Here is a 15,515-nt window from a genome sequence, read left to right on the forward strand (position 1 = left end):
GTAAGCGATAGCGCTACCGGGCTTTTTATTGGATAGCGATCGTGAATACACTCGAACACACCATCGGCAATACCCCTCTGGTAAAACTTCAGCGTATGACCCCCGACAACGGCAGTGAAATCTGGGTTAAGCTGGAGGGAAATAATCCTGCCGGCTCGGTAAAGGACCGGGCCGCGCTCTCGATGATCGTACAGGCAGAGAAGCGGGGCGAGATAAAACCCGGCGACGTACTGATTGAGGCCACCAGCGGCAACACCGGTATCGCTCTGGCGATGATCGCCGCACTCAAAGGCTACCGCATGAAGCTGCTCATGCCGGACAATATGAGTCAGGAGCGACGTGCAGCGATGCACGCCTACGGCGCGGAGTTGATTCTGGTGAGCCGTGAGCAGGGGATGGAGGGGGCGCGAGATCTGGCTGCGGCGATGGCCCAGCGCGGGGAGGGTAAGCTTCTCGACCAGTTCAATAATCCCGATAATTCTTATGCCCACTACACCACCACTGGGCCAGAGATCTGGCAGCAGACCGGCGGCCGCATCAGCCATTTTGTCTCCAGTATGGGCACGACCGGCACTATTACCGGGGTATCGCGTTTTCTGCGCGAGCAGGCGAAACCGGTGTCCATCGTCGGCCTGCAGCCGGAAGAGGGGAGCAGCATTCCCGGTATCCGCCGCTGGCCAGCGGAGTACATGCCGGGCATTTTCAACGCCTCGCTGGTGGATCAGGTGCTGGATATTCACCAGCGCGACGCTGAGAACACCATGCGGGCGCTGGCGGTGCGGGAGGGGATCTTCTGCGGCGTGAGCTCCGGCGGCGCGGTTGCGGGTGCAATTCGCGTGGCCAATGAAAATCCGGGGGCGGTGGTGGTGGCGATTATCTGCGACCGTGGCGATCGCTACCTGTCAACCGGCGTATTTGGTGAGGAGAGCTATGCCCAGGGGGCGGGGATTTAACTATTATGGAGATGATCTTATTTCGGGATAAGACCCGAGCTCAGCAGACGGATATCGTGGCGGTGCAGTCTCAGGTGGTCTACGGCAGCGTTGGCAACAGCATCGCCGTGCCCAATATTCGTCAGCATCAGCTGACCGTCACGGCGGTACCTACGGTGCTGTTCAGCAATACGCCGCACTACGATACCTTCTACGGCGGCGTCATTCCCGACGAGTGGTTCAGCGGCTACCTGAAAGCGCTAGGGGAGCGGGATATTCTGCGTGAGCTGAAGGCGGTGACCACCGGCTATATGGGCAGCGCCAGCCAGATTGCGCTGCTGGCGCAGTGGCTCCGTACGGTAAAAGAGACGCATCCGGATCTGCTGATTCTGGTGGACCCGGTGATCGGTGATATCGACAGCGGCACCTACGTGCATCCTGACATCCCTGAGGCCTATCGTCAGCATCTGCTGCCGCTGGCTCAGGGCATCACCCCCAACGTCTATGAGCTGGAAATATTGAGCGGCCAGCCGTGCCGGGATCCTGAAAGCGCCGTTGCAGCGGCGAAAGGGCTGCTGTCAGAGACGCTCAAGTGGGTGGCCATTACCAGCGCGCCCGTTGCCGACGACCCGGACGCGATCCATATTGTGCTGGTTACTGAAGAGGGGGTGACCATCAGTGCACACCCACGGGTAGCCACCGATCTGAAAGGTACGGGCGATCTCTTCTGCTCTGAGCTGGTGAGCCATATCGTGCAGGGGACGAGGGTGGCAGAGGCGATGGGTCGTGCAGGCGATCGGGTTACAGCGGTAATGCGCTATACCCAGCAGGCAGGTTACGATGAATTAATATTACCGGCCTGATTTTATCAAGATAAGAAACAAAAATGGCACCCGGGTGGGTGCCATTTTGCATTCCGGCAAGAATTACTTCTTAATGCGGATCACCGGGGTCTCGCCCACGGTTACGCTACCGGACAGCTTGTTCAGCTCTTTGATCTCGTCCATGTTGGAGATAACAACCGGCGTCAGGGTAGACTTGGCTTTCTCTTCCAGCAGCGGCAGATCGAACTCGATGACCGGATCGCCAACCTTAACGCGCTGGCCTTCTTCAGCGATACGTTTGAAACCTTCGCCTTTCAGCTCAACGGTATCGATACCGAAGTGAACGAACAGCTCAATGCCGCTATCGGATTCGATAGAGAAGGCATGGTTGGTTTCAAAAATCTTGCCAATGGTGCCATCAACAGGCGCAACCATTTTGTTGCCGGTTGGTTTGATAGCGATGCCATCACCAACGATTTTTTCAGCAAACACCACATCCGGCACATCTTCGATATTGACGATCTCGCCAGACAGCGGAGCAATAATCTCAATGGTTCCGGTATCTTTCTTATCGTCAGAAACCAGAGATTTCAGTTTATCGAACAAACCCATGATCTTCTCCTAAGCAGTAATTTGGGCCGCATCTCGTGGATTAGCAGATTGTTTTTTCTTCAATGAACTTGTTAACCAGCGTCATTAACTCGTCCGTTGTCGGTTGAGCAAGAGCCTGCTCTGCTAAAACCTTCGCATCTTCGAAGTTCGTGTTACGAATAATCTTCTTAATGCGCGGGATAGAAATGGCACTCATACTGAATTCATCCAGCCCCATCCCCAGCAACAGAAGTGTAGCACGTTCGTCGCCTGCAAGCTCTCCACACATGCCGGTCCATTTACCTTCAGCATGAGAAGCATCAATAACTTGCTTAATTAAGGTCAATACAGACGGCGACATCGGCTGATACAGATGGGAGATCATATCATTACCGCGGTCAACTGCCAGGGTGTACTGGGTTAAGTCGTTGGTGCCGATACTGAAGAAATCGACCTCTTTCGCCAGGTGACGGGCGATAGTGGCAGCGGCAGGGGTTTCCACCATGACGCCCACTTCAATGCTCTCGTCAAAAGCTTTACCTTCGTCACGCAGCTCCTGCTTGAAGGTTTCGATCGCTTTTTTCAGCACGCGCACCTCTTCAACAGAGATGATCATCGGGAACATGATGCGCAGCTTGCCGAACGCGGAGGCACGCAGGATAGCGCGGACCTGGTCACGGAGGATCTCTTTACGATCCATAGCGATACGCACGGCACGCCAGCCGAGGAACGGGTTCTCTTCTTTCGGGAAGTTCATGTACGGCAGCTCTTTATCGCCGCCAATGTCCATGGTACGGACGATCACTGCCTGAGAGCCGCAGGCTTCTGCCACCGCTTTATAGGCAGCAAACTGCTCTTCTTCAGTAGGCAGCGCGTCACGGTCCATGAACAGGAATTCGGTACGGTAGAGGCCTACGCCTTCTGCGCCGTTGCGCTCGGCGCCGTCTACGTCACGCACGGTACCAATGTTGGCGCACACTTCGACCTGATGGCCGTCAAGGGTGATCGCCGGCAGATCTTTCAGCTTCGCCAGTTCAGCTTTCTCGGAAGCAACCTGCTCCTGCACGTTACGCAGGTTTTCGATCTCATCGTTGGTGGGATTAACATAAACTTTGTTATTCACCGCATCGAGGATCAGATAGTCGTCGTTTTTCACCTGGGAGGTGACGCTACCGGTACCCACGATGGCAGGCAGCTCAAGAGAGCGCGCCATGATAGAGGTGTGGGAGGTGCGTCCACCCGCGTCGGTGATAAAGCCCAGCACCTTGTTCAGGTTCAGCTGTGCAGTTTCTGACGGAGTCAAATCCGCCGCAACCAGAATGACTTCGTCCTGAATAGCGCTCAGGTCGATGATCGCCAGGCCGAGGATGTTGCGCAGCAGGCGTTTACCGATGTCGCGCACGTCAGCCGCACGCTCTTTCAGGTACTCGTCGTCCAGCTCTTCCAGGGCAGTTGCCTGACCTTCGATAACTTCATGCGCAGCTGCATCAGCCGTCATGTTTTTATCTTTAATCAGGGCTATGATTTCCTGCTCCAGCTCCTCATCTTCCAGCAACATGATGTGGCCTTCGAAGATGGCTTCTTTTTCTTCACCGAAGGTTTCACCAGCTTTGGTTTTGATCGTTTCGAGCTGTGCGGATGCCTTGGCACGACCGCTCAGAAAACGTTCAACTTCCTGATCAACCTTATCGGCAGAAATTTTTTTCCGGTCGATGACGATCTCGTCTTCTTTCAGCAGCAGTGCTTTGCCGAAAGCGATACCCGGGGATGCTAAAATGCCTGAAATCATAACCCTACCTTACTTGTGACTGATTTTTTAAAAGAACCCGGAACTTACTCGAGTTCAGCCATCAGTTTTACCAGATGCTCTACGGCTTTCTGCTCGTCTTCGCCTTCGGCGGACAGCGTTACAACGGTACCCTGGGTCAGGCCCAGAGTCTGGAGTTTGAACAGGCTTTTTGCGCTAGCGCTTTTGCCGTTGGAGGTCACAGTGATCTCTGAAGTGAAGCCTTTCGCTTCTTTCACAAACTGAGCAGCAGGGCGGGTATGCAGACCGTTCGGAGCGGTGATGGTAACTTCTTGCTGGAACATTATATTTCCCCAACTTATAGGTTTAGTGTTGTGGATCTAAAGTCTAGCCTGGCGGCACAACTTTAGCCTGTATTGTTAGCGCCGGCATAACGGGACGCGGGGCAAAAGTTCGCCTGCGCAATCCGCTGCGGGCACTTTTGACCGTGGCAAGTACTCGTCATTAACATTATGCCGCGAAAGCGAGACTTCAACCAAATCCTAAAATCGATTCAGCTAGTTTAAAGTCACAATTCGATTAATTTCGCGCTTCAAAATAAATGTGCTGGTTAAATACCAGACCCAACGGGGCGAATCAATGCCAGGTGAGTTGAAAGTTTGACGTGGGCCACAAAAAAGCACCCCGAAAGGTGCTTTTTTATGCGATTCTCGCTGTCCGCGACTACTGCTGCAGCTCTTTTTCAGTAAAGAGATCGGCAAACAGGGCGGTACTCAAATAGCGCTCACCTGAAGAAGGCAGAATAACGACAATGTTCTTGTTGGTAAAGGCCTCATCTTCCTGCAACTTCAGCGCAGCGGCAACGGCGGCACCGGAGGAGATCCCAGCCAGAATGCCTTCCTCTTCCATCAGGCGACGGGCAACGCTAATCGCCTCATCGTTGGTGATCGCCACCACTTTGTCGATCAGCTTCAGATCGAGGTTGCCAGGGATAAAGCCAGCGCCGATACCCTGAATTTTGTGCGGGCCAGGCTTCAGCTCTTCGCCTGCCAGCGCCTGGGCGATAACCGGGGAGTCCGTCGGCTCTACCGCCACGGTGATCAGGTCGGTTTTACCTTTGGTGTTTTTAATGTAGCGCGACACGCCGGTCAGCGTACCGCCGGTGCCGACGCCAGAGATAAACACATCAACCTGACCATCGGTATCTTCCCAGATCTCCGGGCCGGTGGTTTTTTCATGAATTTCCGGGTTAGCCGGGTTGCTGAACTGCTGCAGCAGCAGATACTTAGCCGGATCGCTGGCAACGATCTCTTCCGCTTTCTGAATCGCACCCTTCATGCCTTTCGCGCCTTCGGTCAGCACCAGGTTCGCGCCCAACGCTTTCAGCAGCTTACGCCGTTCAATACTCATGGTTTCCGGCATGGTCAGGGTCAGCTTGTAGCCACGTGCGGCCGCCACGTAGGCCAGGGCGATACCGGTGTTGCCGCTGGTCGGTTCAACCAGCTCAACGCCTGCTTTTAGCACGCCGCGTTTTTCGGCATCCCAAATCATATTGGCACCAATACGGCATTTTACGCTGAAGCTTGGGTTACGGGACTCGACCTTAGCGAGGATGCGTCCATTACCGATGCGGTTCAGTCGGACCAGCGGCGTGTGGCCGATAGTCAACGAGTTGTCTTCAAAAATCTTACTCATAGCCCGTCCTTAACTGTATGAATTTGGGAACGACATCAGCATACGCGGTTAAGGAATATGCGGAAGTACGGATTTCGCATATCTATATGCTGATGAGAAATAATAGCAACAACTATGGAATAAGAACGGAATAGCCCATCCATTTCCACCCTTCATTTCCACAGGGCATGCTTCGAGCGATAGCAGTCCACCCACATGGCGGTGGCACCGCAGACGGCAACCGGCATAATCACCAGGTTGAGTACCGGGATAAGGGTAAACAGGCTGGTAAGCGCGCCAAACTGCATGTTGGTCACCTTTCGGGCCCGCAGGGCGCCGCGCATGGTTTTAAAGGCCACTTTGTGGTTATCAAATGGATAGTCGCAATACTGGATCGCCAGCATCCATGCGCTAAACAGGAACCACAGCACCGGGGCGACCGTCTGCCCAATACCGGGAATAAAGTAGAGCAGCAGTAGAACGGCTGCCCGCGGCAGATACCACGCCAGCTTCTGCCACTCGCGCTTCATGATCCGCGGCAGATCTTTAACGATACCGGTGATGCCCGTATCCGGCGGCGTCGCGCCGGTCAGCCGGGCTTCAAGCTGCTCGGCCAGCAGGCCGTTAAACGGGGCGGCAATCCAGTTGGCAATGGTTGAGAAGAAGTAGCCAAAGACCAGTACCACAGAGATCACGGCGATGGGCCAGAGCAGATAGCTCAACCACTGCAGCCAGTCCGGTACGTGGTTCATCAGCGCGGGGATCCAGCTATCGAGCTGGGTAAAGAGCCAGGCAAAGGCACAGCCAATCAGGACAATATTGACCAGCAGCGGCATAATCACAAAGCGCCGTATGCCGGGCAGGGTGATGAGCTTCCAGCCCTGGGAAAAGTAATAAACGCCACTGCGAGGTGGGGTGACCGATGTTGAAACCATAGTCAGGCTATACTCCTTTAATCACCCCCGAATGGGGTGCATGGCTATATTATCCGTATCGCGCAGGCTGCACAGCTCGGAAATGTTCGAAAAAACAGCAAAAATCACGATTTTACACATCTTTATGCGGTGAAAGCTGCGTGTGCACTTGCACTTGCGGTGAACGGCAAATACTCTTAGTGAGTAAATGTTTGCCGTGGTGGCAAGGTGTTAGAACAACAGAGAATATAATGATGCAGGATTTGCGTCTGATATTAATCATTGTTGGCGCGATCGCCATAATCGCTTTACTGGTTCACGGTTTTTGGACCAGCCGGAAAGAGCGTTCGACGATGTTCCGCGATCGCCCAATGAAACGCATGAAGTCGCGTCGTGACGACGATGAGTCGTATGACGACGATACCGAAGATAACGTCGATGAAGGCGTGGGTGAAGTGCGTGTTCATAAAACGGGCCACGCCCCGGGTGCGGGTCAGGAGCATGACGTTCCGCGAACGCCGCAGCACCAGTATCAGCCGCCTTACGCGTCTGCTCAACCTCGCCAGCACGCCCCTGTGCAGCCGGATGAGCCGCTGCGCCAGGCTCCGCCTCAGCAGCCTGCTGCACCGTACGTTGAACCTCAGCCGGTGAGAAGTGCACCGACGCAGCCTGTTCAGCACCCGCCTGTGCAACAGCAACCGATTCAACAGCAGCCGGTACAGCATCAACCTGTTCAGCAACAGCCTGTACAGCAGCCTCTGTCTCAGCAACCAGTAGCTCAGCAGCCGGTAGCCCAGCAGCCAGCACCGGAGCCTGCGCCGCAGGAAACACCAGCTGTCGCAGAGAAGCCGCAGCGCAAAGAGACTGTGATTATCATGAACGTTGCCGCGCATCCCGGCAGCGAACTGAGTGGCGAAGTGCTGCTGGCCAGCATTCAGCAGGCCGGTTTTGCCTTTGGTGACATGAACATTTTCCATCGCCACCTGAGCCCCGACGGCAGTGGCCCGGCGCTGTTCAGCCTGGCAAATATGGTTAATCCGGGTACATTCGACCCTGAGATGACCGGCAACTTTACGACGCCGGGCGTTACCATGTTTATGCAGGTGCCGTCCTATGGCGATGAGATGCAGAACTTTAAGCTGATGCTTCAGTCTGCGCAGTACATTGCCGATGAAGTTGGCGGCGTCGTACTGGACGATCAGCGTCGAATGATGACTCCGCAGAAACTGCGTGAGTACCAGGACCGCATTCGCGAAGTGAAAGAAGCGAACGCGTAACGCCTGCGGTAGTAGTGTTATCTCTCTTATAAGCCCCCGCCTGTCGGGGGTTTTTTCTATTGATGGTGCGATATGGACTCAATCGAACAACAGCTAACTGAACTGCGAACCACGCTTCGCCATCATGAATATCTCTATCACGTGATGGATGCCCCTGAAGTCCCGGATGCCGAATATGACCGCCTGCTGCGCGAGCTACGCGCCCTGGAGGCAGAGCATCCCGATCTTATTACCCCGGACTCTCCTACCCAGCGGGTTGGCGCTGCGCCGCTAACCGCCTTTACCCAGGTACGCCATGAAGTCCCGATGCTGTCGCTGGATAACGTCTTCGACGAAGAGAGCTTTCTGGCGTTCAACAAGCGCGTACAGGATCGCCTGAAAAGTACCGATGCGCTGAGCTACTGCTGTGAGCTCAAGCTCGATGGGCTGGCGGTGAGTATCATCTATGAGAACGGCGTGCTGATCCAGGCCGCGACGCGCGGGGACGGCACCACCGGCGAGGATATCACTACCAACGTGCGCACCATCCGGGCAATCCCGCTCAAGCTGCGCGGGGATAATATCCCGACGCGGCTGGAAGTGCGCGGCGAGGTCTTTCTGCCTCAGGCCGGTTTTGAGAAGATCAACGACGAAGCCCGGCGTACTGGCGGCAAGGTATTCGCTAATCCGCGCAACGCGGCGGCAGGCTCGCTGCGCCAGCTCGACCCGCGCGTGACCGCCAAACGACCGCTGACCTTCTTCTGCTACGGCGTCGGGATCCTACAGGGCGGCGATTTGCCCCGCAGCCATTTGGGACGCCTACAGCAGTTTAAGGCCTGGGGCCTGCCGGTGAGCGATCGCATTCGCATCTGTGATACGCCGGAAGCCGTGCTGGACTTTTATCATCAGGTAGAAGCGGATCGCCCAACGCTGGGGTTCGATATCGACGGGGTAGTCATCAAGGTCGATTCTCTCGATCTGCAGGAGCAGCTGGGGTTTGTTGCCCGAGCCCCACGCTGGGCGGTGGCGTTTAAATTCCCCGCCCAGGAGCAGTTGACCTTTGTGCGCGACGTGGAGTTCCAGGTGGGACGCACCGGGGCGATCACGCCCGTGGCGCGCCTTGAGCCGGTGCACGTCGCAGGTGTACTGGTGAGTAACGCCACTCTGCACAATGCGGACGAAATCGCCCGGCTGGGGCTTAAAATTGGCGATCGGGTGGTGATCCGCCGGGCAGGGGATGTGATCCCGCAGGTGGTTAACGTCGTTAAGTCCGAGCGTCCGGCAGATGCCCGTGACGTTGCATTCCCGACGCACTGCCCGGTCTGCGGCTCTGACGTTGAGCGCGTTGAGGGCGAGGCGGTAGCCCGCTGTACCGGGGGCCTGATCTGCGGCGCGCAGCGTAAAGAGTCGCTGAAACACTTTGTCTCCCGTCGGGCGATGGACGTTGACGGCATGGGCGATAAGATTATCGACCAGCTGGTGGAGAAGGAGTATGTGCATACGCCCGCCGACCTGTTCCGCCTGACGGCGGGTAAGCTCACGGGGCTGGATCGCATGGGGCCGAAGTCGGCGCAGAACGTGGTCAACGCGCTGGAGAAGGCGAAAGAGACCACCTTTGCCCGCTTCCTCTATGCACTGGGCATTCGCGAGGTAGGGGAAGCCACGGCGGCAGGCCTCGCCGCGCACTTTGGTACTCTTGAGGCGCTGGAGGCAGCATCGATTGAGGATCTGCAGAAGGTGCCGGACGTCGGCATTGTGGTTGCTACCCACGTGTTTAACTTCCTGGCAGAAGAGAGCAACCGCGAGGTGATCCGCGATCTGGTCGAAGGGGTGGGCATTCACTGGCCGAAGCCGCTGGTGGTTAATGCGGAAGAGATCGACAGCCCGTTTGCCGGTAAAACGGTGGTGCTAACCGGTAGCCTGAGCCAGATGTCCCGGGATGACGCGAAGGCGCGGCTGGTGGAGCTGGGGGCGAAGGTTGCGGGCAGCGTATCGAAAAAGACCGATCTGGTGATTGCCGGTGAGGCGGCGGGCTCTAAGCTGGCTAAAGCGCAGGAGCTGGGGATTGCGGTGATCGACGAAGACGAGATGCTGCGCCTGATGGGAGCCTGAGATGGATAAGGCCCAACTGGTAGAGATTGCTAACACTGAGATGCCCTTTGGTAAATATAAGGGCCGGATGCTGATCGATCTTCCGGAGGAGTATCTGCTCTGGTTTGCCCGCAAGGAGACATTTCCGCCCGGGCATCTTGGGCAATTGATGGCCTTTACGTTGCTGATTAAAACCGAGGGGCTGACGCATCTTGTGCAGCCCCTCCGGCGTTCTTAGCTGTTATCAGCAGCCTGATGGGCCTGCTGCGCCTCCGCCTGACGCTTATAGCGGCGCGCCAGCACGGCACAGACCATCAGTTGGATCTGGTGGAAGATCATCAGCGGCAGCACCATCATGCCAATGACGGACGTCGGGAAAAGTATATTGGCCATCGGGATACCGTTGGCCAGGCTCTTTTTTGAGCCGCAGAAGACGATGGTAATTTCATCGGCTTTGTTAAAGCCGCAGAGGCGTGCCACGAGGATATTTACCCCCATCACAATCGCCAGCAGGACCAGGCTGACAATCACGATAAACAGCAGCGATCCCATTCCAACCTTATGCCAGATACCGTTCACCACCGCCTCGCTGAAGGCAGAGTAGACCACCAGTAGAATTGAGGTCTGGTCGGTTTTAGCGATCCACTTTTTATTACGCGCCACAAATGCGGCGGTCCACGGACGTGACAGGTGGCCGAGCACAAACGGCAGCAGCAGCTGCAGCATGATTTTCCCTACCTGCTCAAGGCTGCCCTGTGCGCCGTGCATATCCATCACCAGACCCACCAGCAGCGGCGAGAGGAAGATGCCCAGCAGGCTGGAGGCTGAGGCGGAGCACACCGCAGCCGCTACGTTACCACCGGCCAGCGAGGTAAAAGCGATCGCGGACTGTACGGTGGCTGGCAGAATGCAGAGGTAGAGAAAACCGGTATAGAGCTCTGGGCTGACGTTGACCGGTGCCCACCAGGCAAACAGCACGCCCAGCACCGGGAAGAGGATAAAGGTGCTGCACATCACCCAGAGGTGCAGTCGCCAGTGGCTGCCGCCGGCAATAATGGCCTCGCGGGAGAGTTTGGCGCCGTGCATAAAGAAGAGCAGGGCGATAGCGGCGGTGGTGAGTCCTTCAAAGAAGGGGACGAAGCCGCCGCGGGCTGGAAAAAAAGAGGCCACTAAAACAACGGCAATAAGCGTGAGCGTAAACGGATCGAGGACGCGTAAAAATTTCATAATGACTCCTGAAAGACAGTGCCACCATTTTGCTTTTATCTGGATGTTAATGAAAAGTGATTTATCGCGTTTGTTGAGAAATGAGAGAGGCTTAATGCCTCTCTGAGCGATTAGATATAGATATCAATCTTATTTTCGGCGGAGGGGGAATTGACGCCTTCGGCTTTAGCCTGTTTCTGCTCCTGATTTTTCTGCGCCTCTTCTGCCTGACGGCGCTGAAGCTGTGCGATCTGTGCCTGCAGCATCTTGATCTGATCCTGAATCAGCTCCTGCTGCTTTTTCTTCTCTTCCGTGGTGCCGCTGCCGCTCGCGATCTCTTTCAGCTGTTTGGTGAGTTTGGTGACCTGCAGGGTCAGGCTCTGGATCTGGGAGGCGATATCGCTGCTGGCGCTGCTGGAAGAGCGTCCGGAACTGCCGGACTGGACTGACGGCGTAGTTGTTGAAATTGTTGTCATTATAAAACCTCTCTTGCCATAAACTTGTTATATCGGCATTTTTTTAGAGAGCTTGAGAGAGAAAGTCGACATCGGCATGTCGGGTGGCGCTTCGCTGACCCGACCTACAAACCGCACTGCGCTCACCGTAGGCCGGGCAAACGCAGTGCCGCCCGGCGTTAAATCACGGACGGCAGAAAGCAAAAAAGCGCCTTTAGGGCGCTTTTTTACATTGGTGGGTCGTGCAGGATGACTCGCTTCGCTCGCCCTTCGGGCCGTCGCCGTAAACGGCTCCGTTGTCTCACTGCGCTCGACACGAACCTGCCGCAGGTATACTCGTCTCATCCTGAGACTCGCCCTTTGGGTCAACGCTATGCGTTGCTCAAAATTGTTCCGGACAATTTTGTCGAATCTTTTGAAAACGGCAGATAGCAAAAAAGCGCCTTTAGGGCGCTTTTTTACATTGGTGGGTCGTGCAGGATTCGAACCTGCGACCAATTGATTAAAAGTCAACTGCTCTACCAACTGAGCTAACGACCCGAAATGGTGGGCGATGACGGGCTCGAACCGCCGACCCCCTCCGTGTAAAGGAGATGCTCTACCAACTGAGCTAATCGCCCATTTCGGAACTGCTGTTGATAAGTTGAGATTGGTGGGCGATGACGGGCTCGAACCGCCGACCCCCTCCGTGTAAAGGAGATGCTCTACCAACTGAGCTAATCGCCCAATCTCACTGCTTATCTACACTGCGGTCATCATCTTAATGATGGTGGGTGATGACGGGCTCGAACCGCCGACCCCCTCCGTGTAAAGGAGATGCTCTACCAACTGAGCTAATCACCCCCGCTGTGTGGAGTCGCATTATAGGGAGAGTTGAAAATGAGTCAACGCCTTTTCTCAAGATTTTGTTTGTTCGTCGTAAATTTAGACAAAGCGGCGCATAAATCGCTGCGTACGCATGATTTCTAAACAAAAAACGGCTTTGACTCACCCAGAGTAGTAACAACATTGAGGAATCAGCGCAGGGTGATAGAATATTGCCCATTCTGTTTTCCAGGACTTGCCGGCTGTCGGCATCGTTATCAACGTAAGGCCATTTCATGAAAATCAAAACTCGCTTCGCGCCAAGCCCGACCGGCTATCTGCACGTCGGTGGGGCGCGTACCGCTCTCTATTCCTGGCTTTTCGCACGTCACCAGAACGGTGAGTTTGTGCTGCGTATTGAAGACACCGATCTCGAACGCTCTACGCCAGAGGCTATCGAAGCCATTATGGATGGCATGAACTGGCTGAATCTGGAGTGGGATGAAGGCCCCTATTTCCAGACCAAACGTTTCGACCGCTACAATGCAGTTATTGACGACATGCTGAAAGTGGGCACCGCCTACCGTTGCTACTGCTCTAAAGAGCGTCTGGAGGCGCTGCGTGAAGAGCAGATGGCCAACGGCGAGAAGCCGCGCTATGACGGTCGCTGCCGCCATGACCACAGCGAACACGCTGCCGATGAACCTTGCGTCGTACGCTTTGCGAACCCGCAGGATGGCTCAGTGATCTTTGATGACCAGATCCGTGGCCCGATCGAATTCAGCAACCAGGAGCTGGACGATCTGATCATCCGCCGCACCGACGGTTCGCCAACCTATAACTTCTGTGTAGTGGTTGACGACTGGGATATGCAGATCACTCACGTGATCCGCGGTGAAGACCACATCAACAACACCCCGCGCCAGATCAACATTCTGAAAGCGCTGAATGCCCCGGTGCCGGTCTATGCTCACGTCTCCATGATCAACGGCGACGACGGCAAAAAGCTCTCCAAGCGCCACGGCGCGGTGAGCGTTATGCAGTATCGTGATGACGGCTATCTGCCAGAAGCGCTGCTTAACTACCTGGTGCGTCTGGGCTGGTCCAGCGGCGATCAGGAGATCTTCAGCCGCGAAGAGATGATCAACCTCTTCTCGCTGGGTGCGGTAAGCAAATCGGCCAGCGCCTTTAACACCGACAAGCTGCTGTGGCTGAACCACCACTATATCAACACCCTGGCTCCGGAGTACGTTGCCACCCACCTGCAGTGGCATATTGAGCAGGCAAATATCGACACCCGCACCGGCCCGCAGCTGTCAGAGCTGATCGGACTGCTGGGCGAGCGCTGCAAAACGCTGAAAGAGATTGCCGAGAGCTGCCGCTACTTCTATGAGGAGTTTGCTGAGTTTGACGCCGACGCTGCCAAGAAGCACCTGCGTCCGGTTGCGCGTCAGCCGCTGGAAGTGGTGCGCGACAAGCTGGCCGCTCTGACCGACTGGACGGCGGAAAATATCCACCATGCGATTCAGGCGACCGCCGATGAGCTGGAAGTGGGAATGGGTAAAGTCGGGATGCCGCTGCGCGTGGCCGTGACCGGGGCAGGGCAGTCGCCTGCGCTGGACGTTACCGTACATGCGATTGGTAAAACCCGCAGCGTTGAGCGTATTAACCGCGCGCTGGGCTTTATTGCAGAGCGCGAAAGCCAGCAGTAAGCAGGCGGTAACCGCACTCAACAAAAACGGCAGGGTTAACCTGCCGTTTTTTTATGCCTCAGCGTCGGCGATGCCCAGCCGGGTTAAAAACCCGCGCAGGCCTTCGCGTGCCAAAAAGCGCTCCAGGCGCTCCTGCTCTGCGGGCGTCATATTCTGCAGAACGGTATTAATCTGGCGTAGCGAGGCGGTTTGAAACAGCGTGCCATAGTCTGCGGCGGGTTCCGCCATTGACCAGGCCGACTGGCGGTGACGAACCACCGGCGTTTTGCGCATATAGGCCAGCACGCGCTCATCAATATGGATCAGCCGTGCCCGGCCGCCTTTCACACCGGTTAGCGTCTCGGTTGTCCAACCCTGTTCACGGATCCAACGGTTAACGGTTTGTCTGGCCACGCCAAGGTAGTCCGCCATCTCTTCAGGCGTCATTTTGTCAGGTAGCTTCATCTTACTTATCCCTACCGCGAATACCCAGCCGTTGGAGCAGGCCGCTGATCCCCTCGCGCATTAACAGAGAGGTCAGCTGTTTCTGTTCTGAAGGCGTCATCTCTTTCGCCAGCGTCACCAGCAGCACGTCGAGTGAGCTATCCAGGCTGGCATCAGCGTAGAGCGTCGCATCGGCAGCCCGGCGAGCGTTGCGGATAAACTCACGCACCTGTTCATTGATATGCACCACGCGCGCCTTGCCACCCTGAACGCCTGGCTTAGGTGACGTTACCCAGCCCTCTTTGCGTACCCACTTGTTAATGGTTTGGCGGCTATAGCCTGTCAGTCTGGCTAACTCTTCCGGCGTCATTCGTTCCTTGATCATACGATTTCCTGACGAGCAGTAGGGGTAATTAGGGGTTCATTTTATAGCACCATTTTACGCGAAAATGTGACAGGTTTAACTCCTGGCTGCGAGCAGGCGCGCAATGTCGTTCATTTGTTTGCTTTTTCAGCGGTTGAGAGACAGAGTGAGATTTTGCCGTTGACACCTGACAAAGGAATTCATATTATGCCGCCCGTCAACACGACAGCTTTACGCAACGGGGCTATAGCTCAGCTGGGAGAGCGCTTGCATGGCATGCAAGAGGTCAGCGGTTCGATCCCGCTTAGCTCCACCAAATTCTGAACCCAACAGATTTGGTGCGTAAAGAAGACTGTGGGGCTATAGCTCAGCTGGGAGAGCGCTTGCATGGCATGCAAGAGGTCAGCGGTTCGATCCCGCTTAGCTCCACCAAAATTCAGACCCTCGCATTTGCGAGGGTTTTTTTATATCTGTCACTCCTCTTTCACGAACATTCAGTAAAATTTTTATAGCGTTTCCAGG

General features: G+C 55.7%; 15 protein-coding genes, 6 tRNA genes and 1 other RNA gene. 8 read left to right on the top strand and 14 right to left on the bottom strand.

All coding sequences use genetic code 11. The annotated features are described in order from the left end of the window. Positions 1-41 precede the first annotated feature (41 nt). Positions 42-953: a cysteine synthase CysM gene (gene cysM / locus WFN61_RS10220; protein WP_337038652.1), complete on the top strand. Its 912-nt coding sequence runs from the start codon at positions 42-44 to the stop codon at positions 951-953. Positions 954-958: 5 nt separating this feature from the next. Beyond that, on the top strand, positions 959-1,795 hold the full coding sequence (pdxK, locus tag WFN61_RS10225; RefSeq protein WP_144818217.1) for a pyridoxine/pyridoxal/pyridoxamine kinase: 837 nt from the start codon (positions 959-961) through the stop codon (positions 1,793-1,795). A gap of 63 nt (positions 1,796-1,858) precedes the next feature. On the opposite strand, the gene crr is transcribed toward pdxK, so the two are convergent. The 5 genes from crr to cysZ form a co-directional block, all read right to left on the bottom strand. Further along, positions 1,859-2,368, bottom strand: coding sequence for a PTS glucose transporter subunit IIA (crr, locus tag WFN61_RS10230; protein WP_042389417.1), 510 nt, complete (start codon positions 2,366-2,368; stop codon positions 1,859-1,861). A gap of 40 nt (positions 2,369-2,408) precedes the next feature. Then, positions 2,409-4,136 carry a phosphoenolpyruvate-protein phosphotransferase PtsI gene (gene ptsI, locus WFN61_RS10235; protein ID WP_144818218.1) on the bottom strand — a complete coding sequence of 576 codons (1,728 nt, stop codon included), beginning with the start codon at positions 4,134-4,136 and terminating at the stop codon, positions 2,409-2,411. Positions 4,137-4,180: 44 nt separating this feature from the next. Then, positions 4,181-4,438, bottom strand: coding sequence for a phosphocarrier protein Hpr (ptsH, locus tag WFN61_RS10240; RefSeq protein ID WP_002913505.1), 258 nt, complete (start codon positions 4,436-4,438; stop codon positions 4,181-4,183). Positions 4,439-4,817: 379 nt separating this feature from the next. Beyond that, on the bottom strand, positions 4,818-5,789 hold the full coding sequence (gene cysK, locus WFN61_RS10245) for a cysteine synthase A (RefSeq protein ID WP_042389425.1): 972 nt from the start codon (positions 5,787-5,789) through the stop codon (positions 4,818-4,820). A 152-nt stretch (positions 5,790-5,941) separates the two neighbouring features. Next, entirely contained in the window at positions 5,942-6,703 is a 762-nt protein-coding gene (cysZ, locus tag WFN61_RS10250; protein ID WP_222888451.1) for a sulfate transporter CysZ, read from the bottom strand. A 230-nt stretch (positions 6,704-6,933) separates the two neighbouring features. On the opposite strand from cysZ, the gene zipA reads away from it, so the two are divergent. From zipA to WFN61_RS10265, 3 genes are all read left to right on the top strand, one after another. Beyond that, positions 6,934-7,959 carry a cell division protein ZipA gene (gene zipA, locus WFN61_RS10255; protein WP_337038653.1) on the top strand — a complete coding sequence of 342 codons (1,026 nt, stop codon included), beginning with the start codon at positions 6,934-6,936 and terminating at the stop codon, positions 7,957-7,959. A gap of 72 nt (positions 7,960-8,031) precedes the next feature. Next, positions 8,032-10,050: an NAD-dependent DNA ligase LigA gene (gene ligA, locus WFN61_RS10260; RefSeq protein WP_337038654.1), complete on the top strand. Its 2,019-nt coding sequence runs from the start codon at positions 8,032-8,034 to the stop codon at positions 10,048-10,050. A gap of 1 nt (position 10,051) precedes the next feature. Then, a complete protein-coding gene (locus tag WFN61_RS10265; RefSeq protein ID WP_144818222.1) occupies positions 10,052-10,267 on the top strand; it encodes a DUF3820 family protein in 216 nt (71 codons plus the stop codon). Here the strand turns inward: WFN61_RS10265 and WFN61_RS10270 are convergent. The 7 genes from WFN61_RS10270 to WFN61_RS10300 form a co-directional block, all read right to left on the bottom strand. Beyond that, on the bottom strand, positions 10,264-11,256 hold the full coding sequence (locus WFN61_RS10270; protein ID WP_144818223.1) for a bile acid:sodium symporter family protein: 993 nt from the start codon (positions 11,254-11,256) through the stop codon (positions 10,264-10,266). The genes WFN61_RS10265 and WFN61_RS10270 overlap by 4 nt on opposite strands. 110 nt (positions 11,257-11,366) lie before the next feature. Further along, positions 11,367-11,711, bottom strand: a complete 345-nt coding sequence (locus WFN61_RS10275; RefSeq protein WP_257758193.1) for a FlxA-like family protein — start codon at positions 11,709-11,711, stop codon at positions 11,367-11,369. A gap of 212 nt (positions 11,712-11,923) precedes the next feature. Beyond that, positions 11,924-12,059, bottom strand: a non-coding RNA gene (locus tag WFN61_RS10280) — RtT sRNA. A gap of 95 nt (positions 12,060-12,154) precedes the next feature. Further along, positions 12,155-12,230 (bottom strand) — tRNA-Lys (locus WFN61_RS10285). 4 nt (positions 12,231-12,234) lie between these two features. Further along, positions 12,235-12,310, bottom strand: a tRNA-Val gene (locus WFN61_RS10290). Positions 12,311-12,340: 30 nt separating this feature from the next. After that, positions 12,341-12,416 (bottom strand) — tRNA-Val (locus tag WFN61_RS10295). Positions 12,417-12,457: 41 nt separating this feature from the next. Beyond that, positions 12,458-12,533: transfer RNA gene (locus WFN61_RS10300), tRNA-Val, on the bottom strand. Between the two features lie 257 nt (positions 12,534-12,790). Here WFN61_RS10300 and gltX point away from each other — a divergent pair. Then, the gene (gltX, locus tag WFN61_RS10305; RefSeq protein ID WP_312275287.1) at positions 12,791-14,206 is read left to right on the top strand and encodes a glutamate--tRNA ligase; all 1,416 of its coding nucleotides are present in this window, start codon (positions 12,791-12,793) and stop codon (positions 14,204-14,206) included. 51 nt (positions 14,207-14,257) lie between these two features. Here the strand turns inward: gltX and WFN61_RS10310 are convergent, their stop codons facing one another. After that, the gene (locus tag WFN61_RS10310; protein WP_337038655.1) at positions 14,258-14,650 is read right to left on the bottom strand and encodes a YfeC-like transcriptional regulator; all 393 of its coding nucleotides are present in this window, start codon (positions 14,648-14,650) and stop codon (positions 14,258-14,260) included. 1 nt (position 14,651) lies between these two features. Further along, positions 14,652-15,014 (bottom strand): YfeC-like transcriptional regulator, encoded by a 363-nt coding sequence (locus WFN61_RS10315; RefSeq protein WP_312275286.1) that lies wholly within the window; start codon positions 15,012-15,014, stop codon positions 14,652-14,654. Between the two features lie 219 nt (positions 15,015-15,233). Between WFN61_RS10315 and WFN61_RS10320 the strand changes: the two genes are divergently transcribed. Continuing rightward, a tRNA-Ala gene (locus WFN61_RS10320) sits at positions 15,234-15,309 on the top strand. A gap of 40 nt (positions 15,310-15,349) precedes the next feature. Then, positions 15,350-15,425 (top strand) — tRNA-Ala (locus WFN61_RS10325). Positions 15,426-15,515 lie beyond the last annotated feature (90 nt).

The organism is Pseudescherichia sp. AS216, from assembly GCF_037152055.1.
In the GTDB taxonomy this organism is placed as follows: Bacteria; Pseudomonadota; Gammaproteobacteria; order Enterobacterales; family Enterobacteriaceae; genus Pseudescherichia.